This window comes from Cytobacillus citreus (assembly GCF_018343665.1).
Classification (GTDB): Bacteria; Bacillota; Bacilli; order Bacillales; family Cytobacillaceae; genus Cytobacillus; species Cytobacillus citreus.
The window spans coordinates 933077-956686 of the sequence record NZ_JAGYPM010000003.1; the positions used below are offsets into that span (position 1 = coordinate 933077).

29 protein-coding genes and 1 riboswitch are annotated in these 23610 nt (G+C 36.2%); of the genes, 9 read left to right on the forward strand and 20 right to left on the reverse strand.

Features of this window, described 5'->3' with window-relative positions:
• Positions 1–180: 180 nt before the first annotated feature.
• On the reverse strand, positions 181–1284 hold the full coding sequence (locus KHA94_RS16085; RefSeq protein WP_213103130.1) for a tetraprenyl-beta-curcumene synthase family protein: 1104 nt from the start codon (positions 1282–1284) through the stop codon (positions 181–183).
• Positions 1285–1298: 14 nt separating this feature from the next.
• Positions 1299–2102, reverse strand: coding sequence for an alpha/beta hydrolase (locus tag KHA94_RS16090; protein ID WP_213103274.1), 804 nt, complete (start codon positions 2100–2102; stop codon positions 1299–1301).
• 219 nt (positions 2103–2321) lie between these two features.
• Here KHA94_RS16090 and KHA94_RS16095 point away from each other — a divergent pair, with 219 nt between their 5' ends.
• Positions 2322–2840 (forward strand): gamma carbonic anhydrase, encoded by a 519-nt coding sequence (locus KHA94_RS16095; RefSeq protein ID WP_213103131.1) that lies wholly within the window; start codon positions 2322–2324, stop codon positions 2838–2840.
• A gap of 176 nt (positions 2841–3016) precedes the next feature.
• Here KHA94_RS16095 and asnB read toward each other — a convergent pair whose 3' ends face one another.
• The 3 genes from asnB to KHA94_RS16110 form a co-directional block, all read right to left on the reverse strand.
• Positions 3017–4906, reverse strand: a complete 1890-nt coding sequence (gene asnB / locus KHA94_RS16100) for an asparagine synthase (glutamine-hydrolyzing) (protein WP_213103132.1) — start codon at positions 4904–4906, stop codon at positions 3017–3019.
• Between the two features lie 240 nt (positions 4907–5146).
• Positions 5147–6346: a methionine adenosyltransferase gene (metK, locus tag KHA94_RS16105; protein WP_213103133.1), complete on the reverse strand. Its 1200-nt coding sequence runs from the start codon at positions 6344–6346 to the stop codon at positions 5147–5149.
• A 220-nt stretch (positions 6347–6566) separates the two neighbouring features.
• A riboswitch (SAM riboswitch) is annotated at positions 6567–6681 on the reverse strand.
• Between the two features lie 92 nt (positions 6682–6773).
• Positions 6774–7148 carry a thiol-disulfide oxidoreductase DCC family protein gene (locus tag KHA94_RS16110; RefSeq protein WP_213103134.1) on the reverse strand — a complete coding sequence of 125 codons (375 nt, stop codon included), beginning with the start codon at positions 7146–7148 and terminating at the stop codon, positions 6774–6776.
• 200 nt (positions 7149–7348) lie between these two features.
• Here KHA94_RS16110 and pckA point away from each other — a divergent pair, with 200 nt between their 5' ends.
• Positions 7349–8935: a phosphoenolpyruvate carboxykinase (ATP) gene (pckA, locus tag KHA94_RS16115; RefSeq protein WP_213103135.1), complete on the forward strand. Its 1587-nt coding sequence runs from the start codon at positions 7349–7351 to the stop codon at positions 8933–8935.
• A 56-nt stretch (positions 8936–8991) separates the two neighbouring features.
• Here pckA and KHA94_RS16120 read toward each other — a convergent pair whose 3' ends face one another.
• The 3 genes from KHA94_RS16120 to KHA94_RS16130 all read right to left on the reverse strand — a co-directional run bounded on the left by KHA94_RS16120 (position 8992) and on the right by KHA94_RS16130 (position 11440).
• Positions 8992–9945, reverse strand: a complete 954-nt coding sequence (locus tag KHA94_RS16120; protein ID WP_213103136.1) for a hypothetical protein — start codon at positions 9943–9945, stop codon at positions 8992–8994.
• On the reverse strand, positions 9926–10447 hold the full coding sequence (locus KHA94_RS16125) for an RNA polymerase sigma factor (protein ID WP_213103137.1): 522 nt from the start codon (positions 10445–10447) through the stop codon (positions 9926–9928). Before KHA94_RS16125 ends, KHA94_RS16120 begins: the two co-directional genes overlap by 20 nt.
• A gap of 225 nt (positions 10448–10672) precedes the next feature.
• A complete protein-coding gene (locus KHA94_RS16130; protein ID WP_213103138.1) occupies positions 10673–11440 on the reverse strand; it encodes an alpha/beta hydrolase family protein in 768 nt (255 codons plus the stop codon).
• A 321-nt stretch (positions 11441–11761) separates the two neighbouring features.
• Between KHA94_RS16130 and KHA94_RS16135 the strand changes: the two genes are divergently transcribed.
• Positions 11762–12127 carry an ABC transporter substrate-binding protein gene (locus KHA94_RS16135; RefSeq protein WP_338030788.1) on the forward strand — a complete coding sequence of 122 codons (366 nt, stop codon included), beginning with the start codon at positions 11762–11764 and terminating at the stop codon, positions 12125–12127.
• On the opposite strand, the gene KHA94_RS16140 is transcribed toward KHA94_RS16135, so the two are convergent.
• The 3 genes from KHA94_RS16140 to KHA94_RS16150 are packed head-to-tail and all read right to left on the reverse strand — an operon-like array spanning position 12124 to position 14087.
• Entirely contained in the window at positions 12124–12765 is a 642-nt protein-coding gene (locus KHA94_RS16140) for a replication-relaxation family protein (protein ID WP_213103139.1), read from the reverse strand. The two genes, KHA94_RS16135 and KHA94_RS16140, sit on opposite strands and share 4 nt — an antisense overlap.
• Complete coding sequence (locus KHA94_RS16145; protein ID WP_213103140.1) at positions 12752–13900, reverse strand: FtsK/SpoIIIE domain-containing protein; 1149 nt, start codon at positions 13898–13900, stop codon at positions 12752–12754. Before KHA94_RS16145 ends, KHA94_RS16140 begins: the two co-directional genes overlap by 14 nt.
• 1 nt (position 13901) lies before the next feature.
• Positions 13902–14087, reverse strand: coding sequence for a hypothetical protein (locus KHA94_RS16150; RefSeq protein WP_213103141.1), 186 nt, complete (start codon positions 14085–14087; stop codon positions 13902–13904).
• 365 nt (positions 14088–14452) lie between these two features.
• Between KHA94_RS16150 and KHA94_RS16155 the strand changes: the two genes are divergently transcribed.
• Both KHA94_RS16155 and KHA94_RS16160 read left to right on the forward strand, forming a co-directional pair.
• Positions 14453–14662, forward strand: coding sequence for a helix-turn-helix transcriptional regulator (locus KHA94_RS16155; RefSeq protein WP_213103142.1), 210 nt, complete (start codon positions 14453–14455; stop codon positions 14660–14662).
• A complete protein-coding gene (locus KHA94_RS16160; RefSeq protein ID WP_213103143.1) occupies positions 14659–15189 on the forward strand; it encodes a hypothetical protein in 531 nt (176 codons plus the stop codon). Before KHA94_RS16155 ends, KHA94_RS16160 begins: the two co-directional genes overlap by 4 nt.
• Positions 15190–15214: 25 nt before the next feature.
• Here the strand turns inward: KHA94_RS16160 and KHA94_RS16165 are convergent, their stop codons facing one another.
• The gene (locus tag KHA94_RS16165) at positions 15215–15427 is read right to left on the reverse strand and encodes a WYL domain-containing protein (protein WP_213103144.1); all 213 of its coding nucleotides are present in this window, start codon (positions 15425–15427) and stop codon (positions 15215–15217) included.
• A gap of 108 nt (positions 15428–15535) precedes the next feature.
• Between KHA94_RS16165 and KHA94_RS16170 the strand changes: the two genes are divergently transcribed.
• The 4 genes from KHA94_RS16170 (at position 15536) to KHA94_RS16185 (ending at position 17317) form a co-directional block, all read left to right on the forward strand.
• Positions 15536–15865: a YolD-like family protein gene (locus tag KHA94_RS16170; protein WP_213103145.1), complete on the forward strand. Its 330-nt coding sequence runs from the start codon at positions 15536–15538 to the stop codon at positions 15863–15865.
• A gap of 1 nt (position 15866) precedes the next feature.
• Positions 15867–16229: a YhjD family protein gene (locus tag KHA94_RS16175; RefSeq protein ID WP_213103146.1), complete on the forward strand. Its 363-nt coding sequence runs from the start codon at positions 15867–15869 to the stop codon at positions 16227–16229.
• Between the two features lie 58 nt (positions 16230–16287).
• On the forward strand, positions 16288–16503 hold the full coding sequence (locus tag KHA94_RS16180) for a hypothetical protein (RefSeq protein WP_213103147.1): 216 nt from the start codon (positions 16288–16290) through the stop codon (positions 16501–16503).
• Positions 16504–16603: 100 nt separating this feature from the next.
• Positions 16604–17317: a hypothetical protein gene (locus KHA94_RS16185; RefSeq protein WP_213103148.1), complete on the forward strand. Its 714-nt coding sequence runs from the start codon at positions 16604–16606 to the stop codon at positions 17315–17317.
• A gap of 37 nt (positions 17318–17354) precedes the next feature.
• Here KHA94_RS16185 and KHA94_RS16190 read toward each other — a convergent pair whose 3' ends face one another.
• From KHA94_RS16190 to KHA94_RS16225, 8 genes are all read right to left on the reverse strand, one after another.
• Complete coding sequence (locus KHA94_RS16190) at positions 17355–18071, reverse strand: N-acetylmuramoyl-L-alanine amidase (protein ID WP_213103149.1); 717 nt, start codon at positions 18069–18071, stop codon at positions 17355–17357.
• The gene (locus tag KHA94_RS16195; protein WP_213103150.1) at positions 18068–18313 is read right to left on the reverse strand and encodes a hypothetical protein; all 246 of its coding nucleotides are present in this window, start codon (positions 18311–18313) and stop codon (positions 18068–18070) included. Before KHA94_RS16195 ends, KHA94_RS16190 begins: the two co-directional genes overlap by 4 nt.
• The gene (locus KHA94_RS16200) at positions 18313–18597 is read right to left on the reverse strand and encodes a hypothetical protein (protein ID WP_213103275.1); all 285 of its coding nucleotides are present in this window, start codon (positions 18595–18597) and stop codon (positions 18313–18315) included. The genes KHA94_RS16195 and KHA94_RS16200 overlap by 1 nt, the downstream gene beginning before the upstream one ends.
• A gap of 46 nt (positions 18598–18643) precedes the next feature.
• Positions 18644–21811, reverse strand: a complete 3168-nt coding sequence (locus tag KHA94_RS25970; protein WP_249365515.1) for a siphovirus ReqiPepy6 Gp37-like family protein — start codon at positions 21809–21811, stop codon at positions 18644–18646.
• A 1-nt stretch (position 21812) separates the two neighbouring features.
• Positions 21813–22163, reverse strand: coding sequence for a hypothetical protein (locus KHA94_RS16210; RefSeq protein WP_213100185.1), 351 nt, complete (start codon positions 22161–22163; stop codon positions 21813–21815).
• A gap of 3 nt (positions 22164–22166) precedes the next feature.
• Entirely contained in the window at positions 22167–22331 is a 165-nt protein-coding gene (locus tag KHA94_RS16215; protein WP_213100184.1) for an XkdX family protein, read from the reverse strand.
• 2 nt (positions 22332–22333) lie between these two features.
• The gene (locus tag KHA94_RS16220; RefSeq protein ID WP_213100183.1) at positions 22334–22780 is read right to left on the reverse strand and encodes a hypothetical protein; all 447 of its coding nucleotides are present in this window, start codon (positions 22778–22780) and stop codon (positions 22334–22336) included.
• Positions 22781–22796: 16 nt separating this feature from the next.
• Positions 22797–23610, reverse strand: an 814-nt coding sequence (locus KHA94_RS16225) for a hypothetical protein (protein ID WP_213103151.1), incomplete at its 5' end; no start/stop codon positions are given.

Here is a 23610-nt window from a genome sequence, read left to right on the forward strand (position 1 = left end):
TCCTTTTCTGTAGATACTCCAGTTTGATGTCTTCATTCGGGCTCGTAGAGGAGGACAAGTATGTTTATGCAGTGTATTTTCTAAAAATGCATTTCTTTTGAAACTAGAGATAGAATACATTATCTCAAAGTTATCCATAAATAGTTAAATGATAATTTCCTTTAAAGTGAAAATTGTCCATTATCGGTTCCATGAACCGATAGTGGACAATATACTTTTTGGCGTCCATTTTTGCATTGTCCTGTATATTCTGCCATTCCAATAAAAGAAATAGCTTACCAACCCTCCCGTTTTAATCATCCCTCTTGCTAGTTTCTTAACATTTTTTTGCTTTCTAACTTTTTCATCTGATAAATAGATGCCTAATAATCCTCGGTTAATCAATTGATGAAAGCGTTTATGAGGGAGGCGATCGGTATGCTTGTCCGCTTCTACAACAAAATGTCTCAGCCTATCGAATAGCTTTTCTTCATTCTCATAATAAAAGCAAAAATTCAAATCTCCTCCAATACGATCTTCTTCCTGATCAATAAAATAATCAAGTAAGATATGCAGTCCTTGTATGTAAGGAAAATAACCATTTCGAATATTAATAGCATCATCTTGTTGAAAATCACTTCTCATTGCATACGACACCAAACAGAAAATCCCTAATGTTGATCCAGAACAAGCCGAAAATTCATACCATTCCATGTCAGGAATCTGTTCCTTATTTTCATCGAACCAATCTTGAAGCCGTGGAACACGCTCCTCAACTTTTACGTGCTTATGAATTTGCAAGTCACAATAATAACTGCATAATTCCATTAATTGATCCTTAATTTTTTCGTAATTTCCGATTTCAGTTAGAACTCCCCTGCAAGTCGCAGCAAGATCTGCTAAATAATTTCCGTCATCCTGTTCACTTCTTAATCGATAATAATTTTTTGATGTGGCATCTATTGATAAGGCATCAGTCATTGACTCATGCAAAGCAGCAAAATCCTCTGGATCTAATGAGGTGCTGCGATCACATAGATTATCTAAGTAATCACTGATGGTTTGGTAGGCAACAATAAATTTTATTGCCTTCCGATAATTATCTTTTGCCATTAATGCCATTATGCTTCCGCCTTCACAATGGAAGGTTTTATGCTCGATGCTTGCCAAAGCTTGTTTTTTTAGCTCTGGATCTGGAATCGCCTCTGCCCTTTTCTTCCAGAAATCTAATTCCTTATGTACGAGAGGCAATACTTTTCTATATACTTTTGACATTAAACTGATTGGCATGGAAGGAACACCCATGAAGCAACTCACTCCTAAATAATATATCCAATTGCCTTTAACTGGCTATTTACGAAATCCTTTGCATATTCAAATACTTCTTCCCGTTCAGGCTCATTAAATATTTCATGATAGCATTTGGGCCATTCTTTAAATCGTTTTTCAGAAAAAGGTGCAAGATTGAACCAGTCATTAACTGTTTTTTTATTTACAATTAAATCCTCTCCTCCTTGCATGACAAGCAGTGGGACATCCTGTATTTTTTCAAGTTCTTCAAATCCGAGCTTAATCGAAGTTATTAGCTCACGGTACCATCTAATCGACACTTTTGTCACATATAAAGTGTCATTCGAGTCAGCATCCCTAACATCTTGATTTCTTGTTGCCATATCAACCGTAAGCTCAGAATTCATTCTTAAGCTTGGGACAATCATGTTTAAGCCAAGAGAAAGCATATCAAGTATTTTGGAATGTCTCTTTATTAAACCAAGACAAGGTGAGGACAGAATAACTCCAGCTAATTTCAATCTTTCCTCTTGCAAAAGACGAATCGAAATCAAGCCCCCCATACTGTGCCCTAACAGAAATACTGGAAGTTCAAATTGATAAGCAGCTTGTATCCAATCCTTTACTTCAAAAATATACTCATCAAATGAATCTATATGACCACGCCGTGATCTTGTTGTCATCCCTTGGCCCGGAAGATCGCCCATTATGACATGAAAGCCAGATAAACGCCATTTTTCAATAAGCCAACCATAGCGGCGATGGTGCTCCATTGCACCATGGACCATGACAATGACTGCTTTAGGTTCTCCTTCAGCTTCCCATTTCCACATCATCTATCCTCCTAACCATTTTGCTCAGCGTACTTTTATATTTAGCTCAATAATATTTCAATCTATTTATAAATTATAGCGTAGTTATATTATTACTTCACAAGATATACTCTTATTTTTAGTATTTATATTAAATACTAAACATGAATAAGAAAATAACCCGTTGAAACCTTATATGTTAAAATCGAGTTATTACCATTATTTAAAGGAGAAAAAAATATGATCTATCCATATAAAGAAAAGATTCCTCAAATATCTGAGTCAGCATTTATTGCCGATTATGCCACGATTACAGGTGACGTTGTCATTGGAGATGAATCAAGTGTATGGTTCAATACCGTGATTAGAGGGGATGTAGCCCCTACGATAATCGGCAATAAGGTAAATATCCAGGATAATTCAGTTCTTCATCAAAGTCCTAATAATCCACTCATACTCGAAGATGAGGTTACAGTCGGCCATCAAGTCATTTTACATAGCTGTGTCATTCGTCGTAAAGCATTAATTGGGATGGGTTCAATCATTCTTGACAATGCTGAAATTGGTGAAGGAGCCTTTATTGGAGCAGGCAGTCTCGTTCCACAAGGTAAAAAAATTCCGCCAAATACTCTCGCATTTGGCAGACCTGCTAAAGTCATCCGAGAATTAAACTCAGAAGATATTATAGACATGGAAAGAATAAGCAGGGAATACGCTGAAAAAGGGCAGTACTACAAATCATTGCAAAAAAGAAAATAGAGCTCTTTTAATATTGAGGAACGCTTGTAAAAGAAGCGTTCCTTTATCTTTGATAATAACCTAATTATTCCCTAATTTAGGCTCTTTCTCCTTACGAAATCATTAGTGTATTCCCTATCCTCTAAAAAAAGGATGCAATATGTTTTTTACCTTTTCCCCAAATAAAATGAGCATTCTTAATGATTAACTTCCTTTAATAATATGGTTTCCAATTCTCTTGAATAATCTTTTTCAATAAAAACTGCGTACCACACCATAAACATCAACACCGTCCAAATTTTTCTGCTATTATCAACCTTGTTACCGCAGTGGTCATCAAGCAGCTTAAATAAATGATCTTTTATAAACAAGTGATCTGTGTTACTTTCGTGAATGGTTTGTTTTACCCAATCATACATTTCATCTTTTAGCCAATATCGAATAGGTACAGGGAAGCCGAGTTTTTTTCGATGTAAAACGTGATCTGGAACAATCCCTTCCATCGCTTTTCGTAAAATATATTTGGTTGTACCTTTCGCAACTTTTAGACTACTTGGTATTTGGGAGGCAAGGTCAAATACTGCTTTATCTAAAAAAGGCACCCTAAGCTCAAGGGAATGAGCCATTGTCATTTTATCTGCTTTTAATAATATATCTCCCCGCATCCACGTATGGATATCAATATACTGCATTCGATTTATCGCGTCATATTCAAGGCTTTCTTTATAATAAGGGGACGTAATGCTGGTGAAATGTATGCTTTTCCTATACTGCTTGTAGAACTTGCATTTCTCTAATTCTGTAAATATTTTTGCGTTTCCAATATATCTATCCTCTATTGGTGTAACCCCACGCTCAATAAAACTTTTTCCTTTCATTCCCTCAGGCAGCATTCTTGTGATGATTCTCAAGAATTTTTTTATACAGAAAGGTAAATAATTAAAAACCTTTAGAGATTGCACTTCATGATATATATTATAGCCGCCGAATAATTCGTCAGCTCCTTCGCCAGATAAAACAACCTTTACATGCTTCCTCGCTTCCTTCGCAACAAAATAAAGCGGGACACAAGCCGGATCGGCAAGGGGATCATCCATATGCCACATAATGTTTGGCAGCTCATTCATAAACTCTTCAGGTGTAATATTAATACTTATATTATCAATCCCAAGCCGATCTGCAGTTTCCTTAGCGACCTCCACCTCACTGAACCCATTTCGCTCAAATCCAACAGAAAAAGTTTTAATATTTGGATGATATTCTCTTGCGATCGAAGCAATAACAGTGGAATCGATGCCACCTGAAAGAAAGGATCCGATCGGGACATCACCTCGCATGTGCAATTTTACTGAGTCAAATATAACAGCTCTTATTTCATGTATAAAAGCCGATTCTTGTTTCTGTACAGGCTGAAAAACAGCTTTCCAATAACGATTCATTTCCATTGGAAAGCCGATTCTCTTCGTAAAATAATATCCTGGTTCAAGCTTTTTAATCCCTTTTGTCATAGTATCCGGCTCTGGAACGAATTGATAGGTTAAGTAGTGCTGCAAGGCACACTCATTCAACACATCACTATGAAGCTCAGCTAAAATGCTTTTCTTTTCAGAAGCAAAGAAGGTAACCTTCTCGCTTTCATAATAGAAAAATGGTTTTATTCCGAATGGATCTCTCGCCCCAAACAGAATTTTCTCTTGCTTATCCCAGATAACAAAAGCAAACATTCCTCTCAGCTTTTCCACTGTTTTTTCTTTTACTAAGCTATATAAAGCGATAATGACCTCAGTGTCAGAACTAGTAATAAATGTTAGCCCATTTTCTGTTAACTCTTTTCGCAATTCTACATAATTATAAATTTCCCCATTATAAATAATCCAATAGCGTTCGTTCTCATATGAAAGAGGCTGTTGCCCATTTTCAATATCAATAATACTTAAACGTCTAAACCCGAAATGAACATATTCATCAAAATAATAGCCTGCCGCATCAGGTCCACGGTGGATCATGAGATTATTCATTTGAAAAAGCAACTGTTCATCCGTATTACATTGACCCTGATCATGTACATATCCAATAAAGTCACACATCTTTTTTCACCCATTCTAATACTTTTTTTAAAGATTATTAATGATTTGTTTAAAATAGAAGTTTGAGATGAAAGGTTTCATGGTTGGATTGTAGTTAAATTAAAGGAGAATGAATAAGAGCGGGAACATTATGAGGATTTAAGCAGTATTTTTCCTAATCATCTATTCAAAGGCTTTCAATCATAAGACGAAATAAAAAAGCGGAAGTTAATTTTGTATGCAACTCCCGCTTATTTCTTATTATTTCAAAGCTTCTGCACGTAATGCTTCTGCTTTATCTGTACGTTCCCAAGGAAGATCAATATCTGGGCGTCCGAAATGACCGTAAGCAGCAGTTTGCTTATAAATCGGACGGCGTAAGTTAAGCATATTAATGATGCCAGCTGGGCGAAGATCGAAGTTTTTGCGAACTAGGTCAACAAGTACATCCTCTTCTACTTTGCCCGTTCCGAAAGTATCTACAGAAATAGATACCGGCTGTGCAACACCAATAGCGTAGGCAAGCTGAACTTCAACTTTATCAGCTAGATCAGCTGCTACGATGTTTTTCGCCACATAGCGGGCAGCATAAGCAGCAGAACGGTCAACCTTTGTAGGATCCTTACCAGAGAATGCACCTCCGCCATGACGAGCGTAGCCGCCATACGTATCAACAATAATCTTACGGCCAGTTAAGCCTGCATCCCCCTGAGGTCCACCAACAACAAATCGGCCAGTTGGGTTAATAAAGTATTTTGTGTTCTCATCAATTAGTTCTTGTGGAACAACTGGGTTAATGACATGCTCTTTAAGATTTCGCTGAATTTGCTCTAAGCTAATTTCAGGATGATGCTGAGTTGAAATAACAATTGTATCAATACGAACAGGCTTGTTATTTTCGTCGTATTCAACCGTTACTTGAGTTTTTCCGTCAGGACGAAGATAAGGAAGAATTTCCTCTTTACGTACTTCTGTTAAACGACGTGATAATTTATGTGCTAAAGAAATTGGAAGCGGCATAAGCTCTTTTGTTTCATTACAAGCATATCCGAACATTAAACCTTGGTCTCCAGCGCCAATTGCTTCGATTTCTTCATCACTCATTTTACCTTCACGAGCTTCTAATGCTTGATCCACTCCCATTGCAATATCTGCTGATTGCTCATCAATAGAAGTTAAAACCGCACAAGTTTCTGAATCAAAGCCGTATTTTGCACGAGTATAACCGATCTCTTTTACTGTTTCACGAACGATTTTTGGAATATCTACATATGTAGATGTAGTAATTTCACCTGCGACTAATACAAGTCCAGTTGTCACTGACGTTTCCGCAGCAACACGAGCATTCGCATCCTTCTCTAAAATAGCATCTAAAATTGCATCAGAAATTTGGTCACAAATTTTATCCGGATGACCTTCAGTAACTGATTCAGAAGTGAACAAACGACGTTTTGTTGACATTCTGATATTCCTCCTTATATATAATAATCGAGATTGCTTTTTGAAACTTAGTAATTTATCATAAGCAAACTCAGTTTGATACGGAACTCATTCCCTAAATAGTATGAAATAAATTTGGAGTTTTTATAAAGCGCTTTTTAAGTGCCTTCCATCAAAATGCAAAATAAAAAACCTTTCCATCCATGTGAAAAGGTTGAAGCAAATCGATTCGCGCCTTTCACTCTTATCGTTCAAGGAATAAATCCTTGCGTCAGGTTAGCACCTTTGCTATTAAAGATCATTAGCAGGTTGCTGGGCTTCATTGGGCCTGTCCCTCCGCCAGCTCGGGATAAGAGAGTATCCGTTCAAGGTTAAATCATAAGGAAATAATGAAAAAATGTCAATAAAATTCTCAAGATCATTTGGTGTTTTTTCAACTAGATGCGCATTATAATGAACAACTGCCATTATCACATTTTTTCCTAAGGATTTTATGTCTATTCTTTGCTATCCATTTATAGATAATAGTTCCTAAAATCGACATTCCTGGGATATAAAGAATAGCTCCTAAAACCATCGTAGCGGGAAAAAGCGTGAGTAAATACCTGACAGCATAAAAACCAGTAAGAACTTTTCTACCAGAAGTAATTATATGAAGTTCTTTACGTAAACTGTTATAATCAAACGGGATAGCCTGATCTTTTTTTTCGTATTCCTGCAACGAAACCCATTCAACCTTATGAAGCCAATCAAATTTTTTAAAAATTCGTTTCGTTTCCTTGCATAAGGAGCATGTTTTATCGTACAATGCTATCGTTTTCATGTAATCATTCCTAATTTCAACATTAATACTTTAAGTTTAACACATTGATCCTAATTTAATATTTTCTTCAAAAAAGATATTACTACTGTGCAAAAGAAAAAAGTTCATAAATAGTATAGACTAATCATCTTAATGTGTTATACTATTTATAATTGAAATCACTATCAAAATAATACTGTATAAAGGAAGGTATTTATCAGATGAATTCTGTTAGCATTCCGAATAAGTTAAACGCTTTATTAAAAGGAATTAATGTTCAAGTACAACTATCTGTTCCTCAGCTTGTGGAAAAGGTATTAAATCGTAGAGAAGGCTCACTTACATCAACCGGTGCTGTTTGTGCAACTACCGGAAAATATACAGGTCGTTCCCCTAAAGATAAATACATTGTAGAAGAAGCATCTTCGAAAGATAAAGTGGATTGGGGCAGTGTAAATCAACCCATTTCAGAAGAAGTTTTTTCTAACCTATATGATAAGGTATTAAACTACTTACAAGATAAAGATGAAGTGTTTGTCTTCAAAGGATTTGCAGGTGCTGATAAAAAACATCGCCTTCCAATTCAAGTTATTAATGAGTATGCATGGCATAACTTATTTGCACACCAAATGTTCATTCGTCCAACAGATGAAGAATTATTAGATCATCAAGCAGAGTTCACTGTTATTTCTGCTCCAAACTTTAAAGCAGATCCTGCTGTTGATGGTACAGCTTCTGAAACATTCATTATTGTATCATTCGAGCGCCGCACTGTATTGATTGGCGGTACAGAATATGCTGGAGAAATTAAGAAATCTATTTTCTCTGTTATGAACTATTTACTTCCGCAAAACGATATTTTACCAATGCACTGTTCATCCAATGTTGGTCTTGAAGGTGATGTTGCTTTATTCTTCGGTCTTTCTGGAACTGGTAAAACGACTTTATCAGCTGATCCAAATCGCCGCTTAATTGGTGATGACGAGCATGGCTGGTCACCAAATGGTGTATTTAATATCGAAGGCGGCTGCTATGCGAAATGCATTAACCTAAGTCGTGAAAAAGAACCACAAATCTTTGATGCCATCCGTTTTGGTTCTGTATTAGAAAATGTGGTTATTAATTCAGAGTCTCGCGTAGCTGATTATGATGACAACACGTTAACTGAAAATACTCGTGCGGCTTATCCGCTTCAAGCAATTGATAATATTGTTGATCCAAGCATTGCTGGTCATCCAAATACAATTGTATTCTTAACAGCTGATGCATTCGGAGTATTGCCTCCAATTGCAAAATTATCGAAAGAGCAAGCTATGTACCATTTCTTAAGCGGCTATACATCTAAGCTAGCTGGTACAGAGCGCGGTATTACATCACCACAAGCAACATTCTCAACTTGCTTTGGTTCACCATTCCTACCGCTTCCTGCAACTGAGTATGCAGAAATGCTTGGTAAGAAAATCGATGAGCACAATGCAAAAGTATTCTTAGTGAATACAGGCTGGACTGGCGGCGAATACGGAGTCGGAAACCGTATGAAGCTTCCATACACTCGTGCCATGATTCAATCTGCTTTAGAAGGCGAACTAAATAATGTAGAGACAATCAAAGATGAAATCTTTGGTTTAGAAATTCCTCTACATGTACCTGGTGTACCTGATGAAGTGCTTCAACCAAACAAAACTTGGGCAGATCAATCTGCTTATGAAGCAAAGGCAAAAGAATTAGCTTCTAAGTTCCGTGAAAACTTTAAGAAATTCGCAAACGTCCCTACTGAAATTGAAGAAAATGGCGGACCAATTGCTTAATATTTTATGATTGAAAAAGGGTGTCTGATTGGGCACCCTTTTCGTTTTTTTTCACATTATGGTTCCGCTTTTTTAACCTCAACAATGGTTGAATGATCCAATATCTTCAACCGATATTTTCCGCTTTTCCTTAAGGTTAATTCACCTGTATACGATGATCCATTTTTCATTGTATCTGCTCTAATAAAATCCATTTTATCCTTAAATATAAAGACCTCTTTCTTTCTATCCTCAAGACTAAATAACTCTACTTCAATTTGTTCAGGCAAATTAGAGCCAGTAATATCTAGAGAGACATCTTTGTAATGTCCAATTTGCAAATCTTCTTGTGAAATTAAGAGTGTCGAATCTCCAACTTGTACATAGGGCTCTTTTACATAAATCGAAAACGTTGCATATTCCTTTCCTTCTAGCATGAATTTTAAATTCCAGTTGCCTGAATGAGGAAAAACCTTAAAACTTGTTAAAGCATGTGCCGTGGCATCATATAGACTTGAACTCAATATAAGATTATTTGTCATTTCAAGCTCAAGGCCTGTATCAGTATGAATGCCAATGATTTGCAATTCTTTATTTAAAAGATTTTCCTTTTCCCCCCATAAGAAGGCAAATAATTTGCCTACGCCACGATAATCCTCCGCAACCCACTCGGGAGGGCCAAAAATACTGGCTTTATTAGGTATGCCAAAGTTATATTCTGCACGAGTTGGATTTCCGCTTTCATCTATTAAAGGAAAATGAACAGCACTGACTGCCTTAGGAGTAACATTCCCAGTTTGATTGCCTATTTCTCCTATTAGATTTTCGAAAAGCAATATAGGCACAATAATGAAAATAGCAAGTACTGCACAAATAGCCCCAGCTTTTCTCCAATAAAAGTTTGCTTTCTTATTTTTCCCCTTATTCGCTCTAATTGCCATCATCACTTTATCCCGCTGATCACACGTTAATTCATAATCAGGGAAGTTTCGCATTTTCTCAAGCAGATGTTTATCTGAAAGATGGGTCACCTTGCACAGCCTCCTTCAAAAGAAAATTTAGCTTTTTTGTCGCGCGATAAAAGTTCACGTTTACTTTATTAGTTGTCCATCCAAGTACCTCTGCTGTCTCCGCTGCAGAAAGCTCCGCAATCCCCCGAAGAAGCACCACATCCCGGTAATTTGCTTTTAATTGATTAATAGCTTTATATAATTGAACCAATTCCGATTTTTGGACGATACTTTCATCTATTTGAATAGAGTCTATGGGACTTTGCTTTAATAATTTTTCTTTTAGGTTTTTCCATGCTGTTCTTTTTCGATAGTAATCAATTGCTGAATTTCGAGCGATTGAAATTAGCCATGTTTTCGGATTAGAATCATATCTAAATCGTTCATAGGAAAGATACGCTCTTAAAAAGGTGTCTTGCACAAGATCTTCGACATCTTTAGATCCTGTATAGTAAACAAGGTATCTTGTTATCTCTTTTTCATAATGATAAAACCATTGTTCAATTTGCTGGCCAGCTTCCATTTTCTTTCCTCCTTCCCGTTATACATAAGACGGAATAGAAATTTTTTTATTACAATATTTTAAAAATTTCTTGTATAGAAAAAAATATGTTTCGAGATTATTTCTGAAAATTACGACTATTATTTTGGTTATAATAAATGCACCTAACAGATATTTAGGCGCATTTTTATCATATTTTCTTTCTGATATGTAATCGTTGTCTGATTATTTTCCATTTCTACTTTATTAATCAATTTGCGATTTCATCCAAGAAGTTAAATCTTTAACTACCCTTCGATTAATAGCGGGTGGAAAATAGTGTGTAAAGTTTTCGAAGAACCAGCTTTCTACTTTTTTATCAAGCATTTTCAATCTTTTCTCAAGTCGGTATGCGTGTTCGATTGAGACATTTTCATCCTTTTCACCGTGAATAATTAACGTCGGTGCCTGCAGGTTTTCCAGGTAAAAAAGAGGAGTGCGATATTCATATCGCTCAGGAAACTTAGTTGGAGTGCCGCCAATAACCCGCTTCATCATCTTACGTAAATCGTGTCGTTCTACATAGGTAAGAAACATATCACTTACCCCGCCCCATGTGACAAGCGATTTCGCTTCTGGAAATTGAATGGCTGTTAATAAAGCCATGACTCCCCCTCTTGAAAAACCAAAAATATGTACACCCTTTGTACGCGGATGTGATCGCAAAAGCATATAGGCAGAAAATGCATCCTCTCTATCTTCTCCTGCAAAGTCCTCATTGCCCTCTCCACCTTGATTACCTCGGTAAAATGGGGCAAACACAATAAATCCTTCAGAAGCAAATTGAATGATACGGCCAGGTCTTACCTGCCCTACACTTTTGATCCCTCCTCGCAAATATAGAAATCCTTCATAAATATTTTCATCTTTTGGCTCAGCAAGAAGGCCCTTTATTTTCAATCCATTTACTTCATAAGTAACAATGGATAATTCAATATTTGGATGAGGGGATGGAAATCTCTGTTTACTTAACACTCAGTATCATCTCCTTTTTAGAAACTGGCGGATATTTTAGCGAAAGTAGCGGATATCCCAAAAATTTTTAACTGAGCTATTTTGGAGAACAAGCTGATATATTGAAAATCTGACCGATATCTTGCTTAAACTAGCCGATATTTCGAAATTCTGACCGATATCTTGCTTAAACTAGCCGATATTTCAAAAAATCCAATACCATTTTTCTAGCTCTCTTCTCAAATAAAAAATTATATATAGGCATTCACACATTTTTTGCACATTCATACGATAATGTAGGCTTTAAAGCTTATTATTTGTTTTTTTAGGGAGGGCTTTTGAATGAAAAAATGGCTAAAGATTAGTTTTTCTCTCCTGATCATTTCCATACTTATTATACCATTGGCAGCCTGCGGCAAAGATGAGGTTAAAAATGTACGGATTGGTGAAGTAACACGATCTATATTTTACGCTCCGCAATATGTAGCGATTGAGAAAGGCTTTTTTAAAGAGCAAGGGCTAAACGTTACGCTAACAACAACTGCTGGTGGAGATAAAACTATGACTGCACTTCTTTCCGATAGCATCGATGTAGCCCTTGTCGGCTCTGAAACATCAATTTACGTCTCTACACAAGGCTCCAATGATCCCGTCATCAACTTCGCCCATGTAATACAAAACATAATACAGGGAAAATATTTTATTTAACCTATCTTAATCTTCAAGCCATTACTCTTAACCTTTATCGGTGCTGGTTCTTCTTTTTTCAAACTGTTTAAGAAATGGTTAAATGATTCGGCTTGGAATATCTTAAAAGGATACCGATCATCCAGGGCATATCTTTGCTCACTTAATATTAGAATGTGTGGAAAAGGCTTTGCGATGATTCCCGTATTAAACAAATCAGCATATCGATCAATCTTATCCTGCATCTGCTTTTCGGAGTAGATGCTTTTTTGTACTTCAATAAAGAAGCCAGTGTTCCTAAAGTTAAGATATGCATCAGGTTCGACATTCCCCTTGCTTCCATACTTCGGCTCAACCAGGAATGTTTCAATGTGGCCGTGCTTCCTTATTTCTTTATATGTTTCAAGGATAGCAAGGAAATGACCAATCTTTGCACTGTTCTTTTTAATCTGTACTTCTGGACCAAAATAGACGTAAGGAGAAAATGCTGTTGACCGTTGGATCTGTCCATCCCTGAGTAAGCGAAGCAAAACATTATTAGCAGCATATTGAGGATTTTTCAAATTTGAGAAGTGTAGCTCGGCAATTGAATCTCGATCCATCACTCTGAATTTATTTAAGTATTTAATGATTGCTTTATCACGTTTAGTTAACATCATTAAACACGTCCTTTTCTGTCAATTCTTTTGGTTTATCCGTAACATCTTTGGCAGATCCCTTAGCAACCATAAATGGGTTAAGAAACTTTTTCGCTTTCTCCATCGTTAAATAAGGAGCTTGGATTTCATACAATTTATCACTATTCATAACAAACCTGCCGCTGGTTTCAATCTTATGTGCATCAGGCGTATTAACTATTTTTGATTCCATTGCATCCCTAAGCTTGAAGCCCATGCTGACGGTTAGATTAGCACGGATTGTTGTGTCTAATACTTTTGCATTCGGACGTTGCATGGAAAGGATAGCATAGACTCCAAGTGTCCTACCTATGGCTACTATTTCAGTAAGAATATCCATTATCAATTCGTCTTTTCTTAACATAACAAACTCATCAATGCAGACAACCAAATATGGCTTTCTATGCTCAGCTGGTAGATCATCCACATGACTAACCTCGAACATTTCCGTTAAATCGCTTCGTTCATCTAATTCTTTCTTGATATGCAGCAACATCCTTTGAATATCTCTTGCACTACTGTGGACACATTGCACATGCTCGACTTTTCTAAATAAATGAAACTCTGATTTTTTACAATCACCAAGGTACAATTCTAATTCATTTGGTTTTTTCGTTTTTATCAAAGTTGTTAAGATGGAACGCAACTGAGTGGATTTTCCGGATCCTGTTTCACCAGCAATTAATATGTGAGGTTGCTGCAGTAAATCAAAGGCAACATATTGTCCGTTTCTATCTTTTCCGCAAATGATACCTAGGCTAAATGGTGCGATTACTGGCTTTATTTGTTCAAAGTTATACCTTAATTCAGAAGGCATAGAAGTATGGTAAACCGTCAATGAATATTTCTTGATCTCTCCATCAAGTTCAATGTTCTTTCCAAAATGCTGTTGAAAGGCAAAGAAGTTCTTTTTGAGTAAATCAGGATTCAGTCCGTTTGGAAGTGTGAAAGTTATTGTAGTAGATTCTTTTTCTAGGTCTACAGAGTGGATTTTAGGGAAGATTAGTCTTTTATTATCTTTATCAATTTTATAAGTTAAGTGGATTTCCCCCGATTTAAAGGCATCGATAAGTTTTTTTCTAGTCTGCAATTTTGCCCATGTTTCTTTTAATTTCATCCTATAACCACCCCAAAATTGGATTAGTTTCTATAAAGTAAATGCCAGCTACAAGTCCTGCTAGTGGTAAAGCTATTTTTAATACATTCCCCAATGCATGAAACCCATAAGCTTCTAAAGTTTTATCGAGACAAGCCAATATAATAGTTACTCCACCAGCAAGTAAAATTGCTCCATCAAATAACATTTTTATTCCTCCTTTTAAATTATCAATTAATTTGAAAATTATTTATCCCCCTCGGACTCCCCCTTCAGGCCTTCCGGCTTCGCCTCCCTCTTAACATATTTTGTTTTTGTTGTTGATACGAGCTTTTTACCTGTACAAGTGCACTAATGCTAAACAGATGATAATGTTGCGAAATAGAAAATTAAAACAGATGATTTCATGTAGCTACATATTTCCTACTGTTTTGCTTTCGTGTTAATAGCCTATGGGCGATTGATCTAAAACTTGCTTGTCCATGAAAGAAAAATTAAATTTTTATCAAACTATTATTAGAGAGGTTTTTAAGCATACTTGTAGAATTGGTATTGAAGGATTGGAGGATACATATGTTTGAGAATAAGCTCGATTACTGGATGGAAAAGAGAGGTATGAAAAACAAACATATCGCCAAGCTTTGTGGAGTTTCGGAAACGACTTTTTCAAAGTGGAGGAAGAATAAAACACAACCGGAACTTGAACCAGCTGCTATCATTGCTAAAGCTCTTTCTATATCAGTAGATCAGTTAATTTATGGAGAGGAAGAGGAAGAGAATTGAAGAAGTTTTTACTTTTATTTATGGCTGCTGTTTTATTAACAGGGTGTGTCCGTTATTCAGGCGGTGAACCTGTTGAAAAAAAAGAAGAAAAAGAAGTGGTCAAAAAAGAAGAACCTAAAAAGGAATTAACTCTAGATGAACAAATAAAGGAAATTGTTGTTGATAAGATTGGAAAAACTAATAATATGAAGAAGGATAGAATAGTTGAGTTAAGCGTCGATAGTGATATTGCTTATCTCAAACTAAACGCTTCTGAAAATTTATCTAACAACATGACTAAGAAAAAAATGTGGATGGATTCAATTTCAATTCTCGAACCTATTTCAAAAATTGAATCGGTTAAAGGTGTGATTATACACTGGATGTTCCCACTGGTGGACCAATACGGCAACTCTGAAGATGTTAATGTGATGGCATTCAACATAGAACGTGAAGAACTCGACAAAATAAATTGGGATAACTTTTTAATAGAGAACTTACCAACCGTAGTAAATGATTACTTTGAGCATCAAGCTTTAAGTAAATAGAGATGAAAAAATAACCGTCTCATCATCACGAGGCGGTTTTTCTTATTTTATCTACAGCAAGAATCGATTCAGTTTTAAAAATACGAGCTTGCTTCTTAGTTAAACAAAAAGCCTTTACATAGCTATCGTTAATAGCCTTAACAAGAATAGTCCTTTTTGAAAATTCATTATCCTTATTACAATAAATTATTTCAATTGGGAAACCCTCTTCGTATGCCCTCACTAGTAATCGATTCATGCTGCAATCCTCCTTTTAATTAACATAATTATATAAGAACATCTGTTCGAAAACAAGTTGATTTACGAACTAATGTTTGTATAATTATTGGTAAGGAGATGAATAGGAATGATTCGAGATCGTGGACTTATAAAATGGCAGCCGGCGCATTTTATGCCTGAGCACCGGAAATTGTTAAATGGCCTTAACTATGATGATAATAAGTGTAAAAAGCCTGAACTAGATGAGCAGAAACTTGAAGAAATCGGTATAGTCGTAATGGACTCGCTTAATCATACTCTTCCTGTTAAAGTGACAACGTGGCAGGATGGTTATTTAAGATTTCATGAAGGAATAATTTCTAAAGTTGACTATCTTATGAAATGCATGATACTGGAGACAAACAATGGAAATGAAAAAATAATGATTAATGATATAACAGCTGTGGAGAGGATTTAGTATGACAAGGATTCCAAATGAGGATCGTGACATTATCGAGAAAGCCATGTATTTACCCATGGTGTTGACAATTTTAGAAAGGGATAGATTAATTTTTGAAAAGGCTCCTTTTAAACTTAAGCCGCCATATTTAAATTTGGTTGAGAAAACGATTAAGGCGGTTCAGAAGGATTTTAAAGAAGTAAAGTTGGAAATGAGGAAAGGGAATATGAAAGTAGAACAAGTAAGTCATGACCAAGAATTTACCCAATTTATGTTCTATTATAAGGGATATAACGAACAGCATAACTACTTTAATCCTCGACTGCGGAACAAGGCGCAGGAATTGTTAGAGCATTATTTATATAAACGATTTAATTCATAATTTCTCCACAAGGACTTTTTAGTTAATTGTCTAACTAATAGATAAAGGAGTTGATTTAATGAAAGTTGGAGATACAAAAAAATGGCTTTACGTACCATGGATAGAATTCATCGATGGTGAAGGCTCTATGTATGAAATAATGAAAAAAGTTAATGCTGCAGAGGCAAGAAATGAAGTTGAAGATAAGAAGGAGTTAAGATTATTACAAAGACAATATCCAGGACATGAAATAACAAAAATCGGTTCCAGTTGGATGATTGTACCGAATGAATAGCCCCTGTCAATGAACAAGGATTTTTAATAAATTTTAAATTAATAAATGTTTCTGGAATATTGATGTTTACTTCATTTTTTTTTAAAAGGAGCATTATATTATGGACGAGATAACTATGAGTAATCTACTTGATAAAGTAAATAAACATATTGAGAAATACATTGGAATAAAAACAGATATAATAGATAATCAATATGTACAACTCTTAGGGGATTCTTCAAAAGTTGTTAGTTTTATAAGAAACTCAAGCACATTAATAATACACAAGAAATTTGAATCATTTTTAAATGGTTTTAAAGAAGTTACAATACCAAGTGAAGAACAATTGAATAGACTTATAGATTATATTAATGATGAAGCAAAGGCAGAATTTGTATCTGATACGTTTTCTAAGATATTATTATCTAAATCCAGTAAAGCGTGTATTATCATGGGAACATTATTAAAGGACATGATTAATAAACAGGATGAATTAAGTCATGATCATCTAATTTGCTTTGATGCATTGATAAATTTTTTCGATGTAGACTTGAAAAATTATCTTGTTATCTTTGAAAATGTCGGTAAAAATAAGATGAGTTATCTCCCTACGAAAAGGTTTAGTGATCAATTAAAGGCAGAAGGTATTGATAATACTAGCGCTTGGTTAACAATTGAAAAATGCGTGTCGTTACAAATTATAAACAGGTATAATGAATTAGACTTGGACATTAATGGTGACGATCCTTCCTTTAGTGACGGCGATATTGACGAGTACTTTAAAATAACTGGGCCAGGTAAGTTATTGTATACATATTTAACAAGAATATTGTAAAAAAGAAGGCCCCTCTCGATTAGAAGGGCTTTTATAATTATTTTACTTTCTTTTCTAGTTCCTCAACTCTTCGAGCTAGAGGAACCATCGCATTCCAAACATAATATTGATTCACTTCACGAAATGGGTTCTTTCCATCCGTAATGCCAAGCCTCATTGCCTCTTGTCTAACTTTTTCTTGTTCTGGAGTTAGTTCTCCCATATTACTCACTCCTTCTTTTTTCTTCAAACCGAATGCCTTCACAATACCATTTGCATGGCCAAGAGCATTTTTTTCAATATAGGTTGTTTGTTTAAGCTTAGCTGCATCATTAGCGTTATCAATAAATCCACATTCTGTCAGTAATGCAGGCATGTTTGATTCACGTAGCATATGAAAATTTGCTTGTTTCTTCCCACGGTCACATAAATCAATCATCTTCATAATTTCTGAGTGGATTGCATTTTGATGTGCTGCAGTAGCTCCGCCAGTACCAGGATAAATATAATCCTCATATCCAGTTCCACCACCAGCATTAATGTGGACGGATAGTAGGAAGTCTGCACACCATGCATTTGCCATATTGGTTCGTTGGTTTAAAGATAATGTTTGGTCTGTCTCCCGACTAAGCTTTACTTGGACATTTTCATAAACTGCTAATAAATCTCGAATACGTTTAGAAATTTGTAAAGTCAAATTTTTCTCTTGAAGTCCATTTCCAACTGCTCCGGGATCTGTACCGCCATGCCCTGGATCAATAAAGATTTTAGTCATTTCTTATCACCTTTTTCAAAAAGGTTCTTAGTACTACTGTATAGTCCACTTGCAGATAGCCCAAGCATAAGACCAACTACAATCCCCTCTTTTACATCGGCTGAAACATAAAATATGCCAAATAACAAACCAAAAATAACCGCAATAAAAGGGCTGTACTTATCAGATAAGCCACCCCTTTTAAACAACTCTACTAAACCTAAAATAAGTGGGATAATCGCAACATCATAGATTTCAAACATTATTTATCATTCTCCTTTTCTAAAGCATCAATTCGTTTATGTGCCTGTTTGCTAGACTCCTCTACCCTTGTAATGCGTTCCCCATATGCAACCATTTGACGTTCATTAGCTCTTAAATCAATTCGAATATCATCCACACCTTTTCCGATATAATCAAGCTGTGCCTGTATTTTAGCGTCTTGGCGTGTATCTGTTTTGACCTCTTTTGTTCTGTTTAGTTGATAAGCAAGAAAGCTAACTAATAAACCGCCAATCGCAATTAGTACACCGATTTCTACTGTCATTACGTCACCATCTTTTTCTAAAATAAAAAAAGGACTCATTGATCCCTTACTTGCGAACCTCCCCGCTGATCTGGGAAAGCTCCTGCTTTATTTTCTTAATCAGTGTCGGCCTATTATTACCAAACACCGCCTCAATCCTAAATCCATTAGCTTCATAAATTTCTTTTATTTCCGTTATTCGCGCATTTAGTGTCACTCCCCAATCAACATTTTGTACAGTGACAATATCACCGAGATCATAGTCCTCTTCGTAGACAAATGTGCTGTGAGTCAATATTTGTCCTTCCAGGTATTCTTCCTGCAAAAATTCCTGTAGCTTCTGATTTCCACGATTGGTTAAATCTCGTATGATGTCTTTCTCAGGACGCTGTTTAGGTGGATCATCTTCTGTTTCTTCGGCAATGTCTCGAGCATCAATAAAGACTTCTCTTCTAAGTGCCCCTGCTGCATCACCCACTATGACAACACGTCTTTGCGCGCCTTCCCCTTGCCCAGCTACATAGGCCACATTTCGATAGTTTAATTTGCTTTTGACATATTGTAATGACTGTAACGATTCAAACTGTGGGGAAAAAATGACAGGCGGAAGAATGTCTTGATCGGCTGTTAAATCCCTACCTTCCATAACTTCAAACACCCATTTTTTATTTTCCAAATCAAGATTAACAGTCCAACCCAATCCAGTGATAAGGGAAATCTCTGCTATTTCTTCTGCCAAATTCTTAAACCGTGATTGCCAAGAAATATTTGCACCTCGTTGTTGGTTAGGTGCTAATGTAACCTCCAGACGCTTCCTATTTACATCAACTGGATTAACCGCATTGTTATTGACATAATGCTTCATGACTTCTTCTGAACTTCCTGACTTATTGTCATGTGATGTATGGCTTGGCGGCACAGTTATTTTTTCAGATATGACAGCTTTTAAATGGAAGCCTTTAATCAACCAATTCTCTGTAGCCTTTCCGTTCTCGTCCAGTTCGATTTCTTGATGGAGAATCATGAAAACCTTATTCATCTGGGCACCAACAAGGATAAGATTTCCTTCCTGCAAATGCTCCGTATGATTCTTATAGCGATTAATACGCATGTCAAAATCCCCGATGCCGTGCCAGCTACGGGTAAACATTAAACTTTCATAATCATCAATTTCAGCTAACATTTCCATTGATGGAGATAAGATTCGAATTGATTTTCTATACTTACGACCAATCGGTGTAGTGGTTTGAAACTTGTCTAAGATAGTTTTTGCTGATGAACCTATTTTTCTAAGGTGTGAAGAGACTTCTACTCTATTATTATTTGTGTAGATTCCTACTCTACTAGTAATAGGTTTGATATGAGTTGAGAGAGATTTGTTAATCTCTTTGGATATAGATGTGGTGACAGCCTTACTAAATGCATCTATCTGCCGATTATACTCTTTTCCTGCTGTCGCAAGAGCGTTGATGTTTTTTACGTGTGTAGTTAAGTCAATGTTATATTCTTTAAATGGTTCTTCATAAGATATCTTAACACCTTCAAAAGTAAGGTTTGGTGGTATAGTTCCAGAAACTGTTGAGTTAGCCGTGATCGTGGACTCTACGTACAAAGGGAAGTTTACAGCTTTATCACTTATCCTTAATAACACATCGTTTCGGTAGTAATATACTCGATCCTTGGTAATAGCTATCTTAAATATATCTCCCTGAACTGCATTGGTTGAGGAAGCCAGAGATGTAGATGTCCCCTCGTTTATATACCAGTAAGATCCACTTACTCGAAGATTAAAGTGGACATCTGCATAATTCTTATTATAAAAATCTTTAGTTAGATTAGATACTCCAACGCAGTACTGCCCTGTACCAGGATAAATGAATTCTATAACCGCTGGCCCTTCTAAGAACTGGCTTGGATGACTGTTCCCTCCTGAGGTCCATCCAGCTGGTGCTCCTGAGGCTTTATACATACCGTTGTTTTCAGTTTCTACCCAGTTTGCTCCTCCAGACCATTTAATAAGCTCTGTTTGCATTTCCTTGCTTGGGGGAGTTCCGGTTTTAAGATTCTCTATATAGGTTGCTTGATCGAATAAAAATACATAGCAGGTATATTCTGTATGGTCCGGTAATTCGTTACTTGATGTCATAAATAATTGGCCGTTTATATACCATACAGCCTTCTTATTTAGTATACCAACCCCATACCTTATTTCGGCTGTTTGCGGTTTATCAGTGTAGTCTCTTTGCTCTTTTGTTACCTGATTTATGGCTCTCATTAATCCCCAGTAAACATACCACTGGTAATCCATATCTGGATAAAAACCCACTTCTTTTGAGGTTGGTTGAAGACCTATCACAAACGTTTTCTGTAAATAAGAAGTGGGGACTGTAAACTCGACATACCTATTTTCATTAGAGTGAAATTTTTCTCTTAGAGTACCGTAGGCATTCCAGTCACCATTTCCAGCTGTTCCCCCTCTAGTTAACCTTCCTAGAGGATGTACAACGCCTCCATTTTCTCCGGTTCCATTTCCGACTGTTAATCCTTTAACATTTACTAATGCGGCAGGTAATCTGTCTTCTACTAACCATTTTTGATGAAGATACTCTTCAATCTGCATCTTATCAGCTTCAGATATTCGACTAGGGAAGATTAATATCTCAGATATTTTACCGTTAAAATAGTGAGCATTTTCTTTATTCGAGCCAATTGCAAAATCTCTATAAATTCCGGATCCCGTTAGGGCTAATGCTTGAGTACCAACATGTCCTTGATTTCGATAATAATCTATCTTTGAATTAAATTTCCATGCCCATGTTCCTATTTGTACTCCAGTTAATACCCTACCTAAATTTGAATAGGTGTTAGCGTTCCATAGACCAGTCCATGAAGTACTACTAGTGACATGGTACAGTCGATGTCCCACAGTACCGTATAAACACTGGTTTGCTGTTACCGTTAAGGACTCATATACAATGAATATTGTGGAGTCCCGACTAGTATCTGGAAGTGATCCCAGTAACTCTTGTGAGGTACCATTGAATACAACTGACGGTTTATTATTTAAACCATGCTTCTTAAATGTGGGAGCCTTGCCAGCAGGGGCAGAGAGGAATAATCCCTCTCCTCTGGCATCATCCCAATGTTCTACATCGGCATCGTTTTGCAGTTCTAATGTACTGGCATCAAACCAAGCTAATAATCCTGTTATTTCTAATGGGCTTTTAATAGCCATATTAAATCACCTGTGGTACTTGAATGTTAAGTGTGACTGCAAGTTTGTCTGCATCAACCTCAATTGTCACAGTGGCAAAAGTTTCAGACACAAGAGGAGTACCACCAATTGCAGCTTTATACAGCTCAGCCTTTGCTATTTTTTGAGGTTTTGTCTCGAAATCAAGACCTGTTAATCTTAATTCAAGAGTAAGAGTCTGTGCTCCTTGTTCATGCAGCCACTGTACTCTCGAGTCATCAGTTTTAACTCTCATGATTTCCGCATTAGTATCACTTTTTAAAGAAATGTAATTCCAATTTGTTTGTATATAATCACGTAAATCCTGATAAGCAGTACTAGTTATTTCAGCCATCTCCTAGACCTCCTGTTCTACTGGATAAGGATTTCCGGTGATTTCTTCGAATTGTTCTGGTGTAATTTTTCCTGTTTTAACAAAATTCCCAACATACATTCTGCTTTCTGGATCATTGTTGTAAAATCCACCGTTATAATATCTCTTAATGAAATCAAACCAATCCATGTTTATAAAACTCCTTTCAATGTTAATTCCATGACTAGTGCGGCATGATCTTCCGTGGCTTTATTAATTTTCTCTTGTTCCATTGATGATTCAACAGCCATCATAGCCAAATCTGTTTGTATTTGCTCTTTTTCTGTATGATCTCTGTTTTTGAAACTATCTAATTCCATGCGAAGGAAATGATTGTCCTTTTCAAGCATTTTGATTCTTTCATCCGTGTTTTTTTTCAGGCTTGATTTATTATCCACAATATCAGGCGGAAGGGTATCGCCTTCTTTAAATTCTCTTTGATCGTCAGTGACTACTAAGTTTAAAAGAGTAAAGTCAATACCGCCCAATTTACCGCTACTCCCGAATAATATGTGTTTCTTAGATTCATCGATTTCTATAATGTCAACAAGTACTCTTAATATAGTATTGTCATCTTTTAAAATTAAACCTTTTAGCATTTAGTTACCTCCCTCCTTATGTTATTCCGAATACTTGCCCACCTCTATCTACTTGGAATTTGGTAGTTGCTCCTGTTATTCCGTACAAAAGACAGTCAATAATAGCACCGTTGTAAGCATTGAATGGAATATCGGAAGACTCTCTGACTGTCCCTTTAGGATTGTAAACAAAAACAAAAGAAAATTCTCCAGCATGTAGCATTGTTCTTACTTTTGTAATTGTAGCCTCTCCTACACGACCTCTTGTTTGTGTAAAATTAAATGCTGGTGTATTAGCACTGTAACCTTCGGGACTCACCTTAGTAAAATCCACTTTTACATTGTTCACGTCTACAAACAAGCAATTTTCAAAACTACACCATTCGCCTACAGTAAGACCATCAAATATTCCAGAATGAAACCTTGTGAAGTTTTGGATACGAACCTTACACCTAATATGTTCAAATTGAGGAACTAATTCATGAGCGTTGTTAAAGTCGAAAACAAACTCACCGCCCCATTTATATTCCACTTTCCACTCTCTATGGTTAGGTGTTAAATCGGGTGTTAAATCTACCCCAGAGCCTATATTGAAAGTACGCTTTCCACCAAAAGTGAATCTTTTCCACATAGACATAGCTTTACCAAAAGTTCTAAAAGCTGTTGCCTCTGATAATCCATCGTTATCGTCGTTACCATTAGCACGCACATAGTAAGTTAAATCAGCAGGATTGTCATCTATCTCATCACCTGCCATCGCACCGATCATTTCAGGTGTAATTTCATCAGGACCACCCTTTCTATGATCATGTGCATGCTGTTTCATATGTGTGGGTGATGCCAGTCCGCAC

Excerpts from the sequence above, each read along its gene's own strand:
- KHA94_RS25970 (WP_249365515.1), bottom strand. The coding sequence starts at position 21,811 with ATGGCTATTAAAAGCCCATTAGAAATAACAGGATTATTAGCTTGGTTT.
- KHA94_RS16170 (WP_213103145.1), top strand. The coding sequence starts at position 15,536 with ATGATTCGAGATCGTGGACTTATAAAATGGCAGCCGGCGCATTTTATG.
- KHA94_RS16180 (WP_213103147.1), top strand. The coding sequence starts at position 16,288 with ATGAAAGTTGGAGATACAAAAAAATGGCTTTACGTACCATGGATAGAA.
- KHA94_RS16185 (WP_213103148.1), top strand. The coding sequence starts at position 16,604 with ATGGACGAGATAACTATGAGTAATCTACTTGATAAAGTAAATAAACAT.
- KHA94_RS16220 (WP_213100183.1), bottom strand. The coding sequence starts at position 22,780 with ATGCTAAAAGGTTTAATTTTAAAAGATGACAATACTATATTAAGAGTA.
- KHA94_RS16175 (WP_213103146.1), top strand. The coding sequence starts at position 15,867 with ATGACAAGGATTCCAAATGAGGATCGTGACATTATCGAGAAAGCCATG.
- KHA94_RS16165 (WP_213103144.1), bottom strand. The coding sequence starts at position 15,427 with ATGAATCGATTACTAGTGAGGGCATACGAAGAGGGTTTCCCAATTGAA.
- KHA94_RS16215 (WP_213100184.1), bottom strand. The coding sequence starts at position 22,331 with ATGGATTGGTTTGATTTCATTAAGAGATATTATAACGGTGGATTTTAC.
- metK (WP_213103133.1), bottom strand. The coding sequence starts at position 6,346 with ATGTCAACAAAACGTCGTTTGTTCACTTCTGAATCAGTTACTGAAGGT.
- asnB (WP_213103132.1), bottom strand. The coding sequence starts at position 4,906 with ATGTGTGACTTTATTGGATATGTACATGATCAGGGTCAATGTAATACG.
- KHA94_RS16155 (WP_213103142.1), top strand. The coding sequence starts at position 14,453 with ATGTTTGAGAATAAGCTCGATTACTGGATGGAAAAGAGAGGTATGAAA.
- KHA94_RS16090 (WP_213103274.1), bottom strand. The coding sequence starts at position 2,102 with ATGTGGAAATGGGAAGCTGAAGGAGAACCTAAAGCAGTCATTGTCATG.
- KHA94_RS16085 (WP_213103130.1), bottom strand. The coding sequence starts at position 1,284 with ATGGGTGTTCCTTCCATGCCAATCAGTTTAATGTCAAAAGTATATAGA.
- KHA94_RS16140 (WP_213103139.1), bottom strand. The coding sequence starts at position 12,765 with ATGATGTTAACTAAACGTGATAAAGCAATCATTAAATACTTAAATAAA.
- KHA94_RS16200 (WP_213103275.1), bottom strand. The coding sequence starts at position 18,597 with ATGACAGTAGAAATCGGTGTACTAATTGCGATTGGCGGTTTATTAGTT.
- KHA94_RS16095 (WP_213103131.1), top strand. The coding sequence starts at position 2,322 with ATGATCTATCCATATAAAGAAAAGATTCCTCAAATATCTGAGTCAGCA.
- KHA94_RS16195 (WP_213103150.1), bottom strand. The coding sequence starts at position 18,313 with ATGTTTGAAATCTATGATGTTGCGATTATCCCACTTATTTTAGGTTTA.
- pckA (WP_213103135.1), top strand. The coding sequence starts at position 7,349 with ATGAATTCTGTTAGCATTCCGAATAAGTTAAACGCTTTATTAAAAGGA.
- KHA94_RS16190 (WP_213103149.1), bottom strand. The coding sequence starts at position 18,071 with ATGACTAAAATCTTTATTGATCCAGGGCATGGCGGTACAGATCCCGGA.
- KHA94_RS16145 (WP_213103140.1), bottom strand. The coding sequence starts at position 13,900 with ATGAAATTAAAAGAAACATGGGCAAAATTGCAGACTAGAAAAAAACTT.
- KHA94_RS16210 (WP_213100185.1), bottom strand. The coding sequence starts at position 22,163 with ATGGCTGAAATAACTAGTACTGCTTATCAGGATTTACGTGATTATATA.
- KHA94_RS16110 (WP_213103134.1), bottom strand. The coding sequence starts at position 7,148 with ATGAAAACGATAGCATTGTACGATAAAACATGCTCCTTATGCAAGGAA.
- KHA94_RS16150 (WP_213103141.1), bottom strand. The coding sequence starts at position 14,087 with ATGTTATTTGATGGAGCAATTTTACTTGCTGGTGGAGTAACTATTATA.
- KHA94_RS16125 (WP_213103137.1), bottom strand. The coding sequence starts at position 10,447 with ATGGAAGCTGGCCAGCAAATTGAACAATGGTTTTATCATTATGAAAAA.
- KHA94_RS16135 (WP_338030788.1), top strand. The coding sequence starts at position 11,762 with ATGAAAAAATGGCTAAAGATTAGTTTTTCTCTCCTGATCATTTCCATA.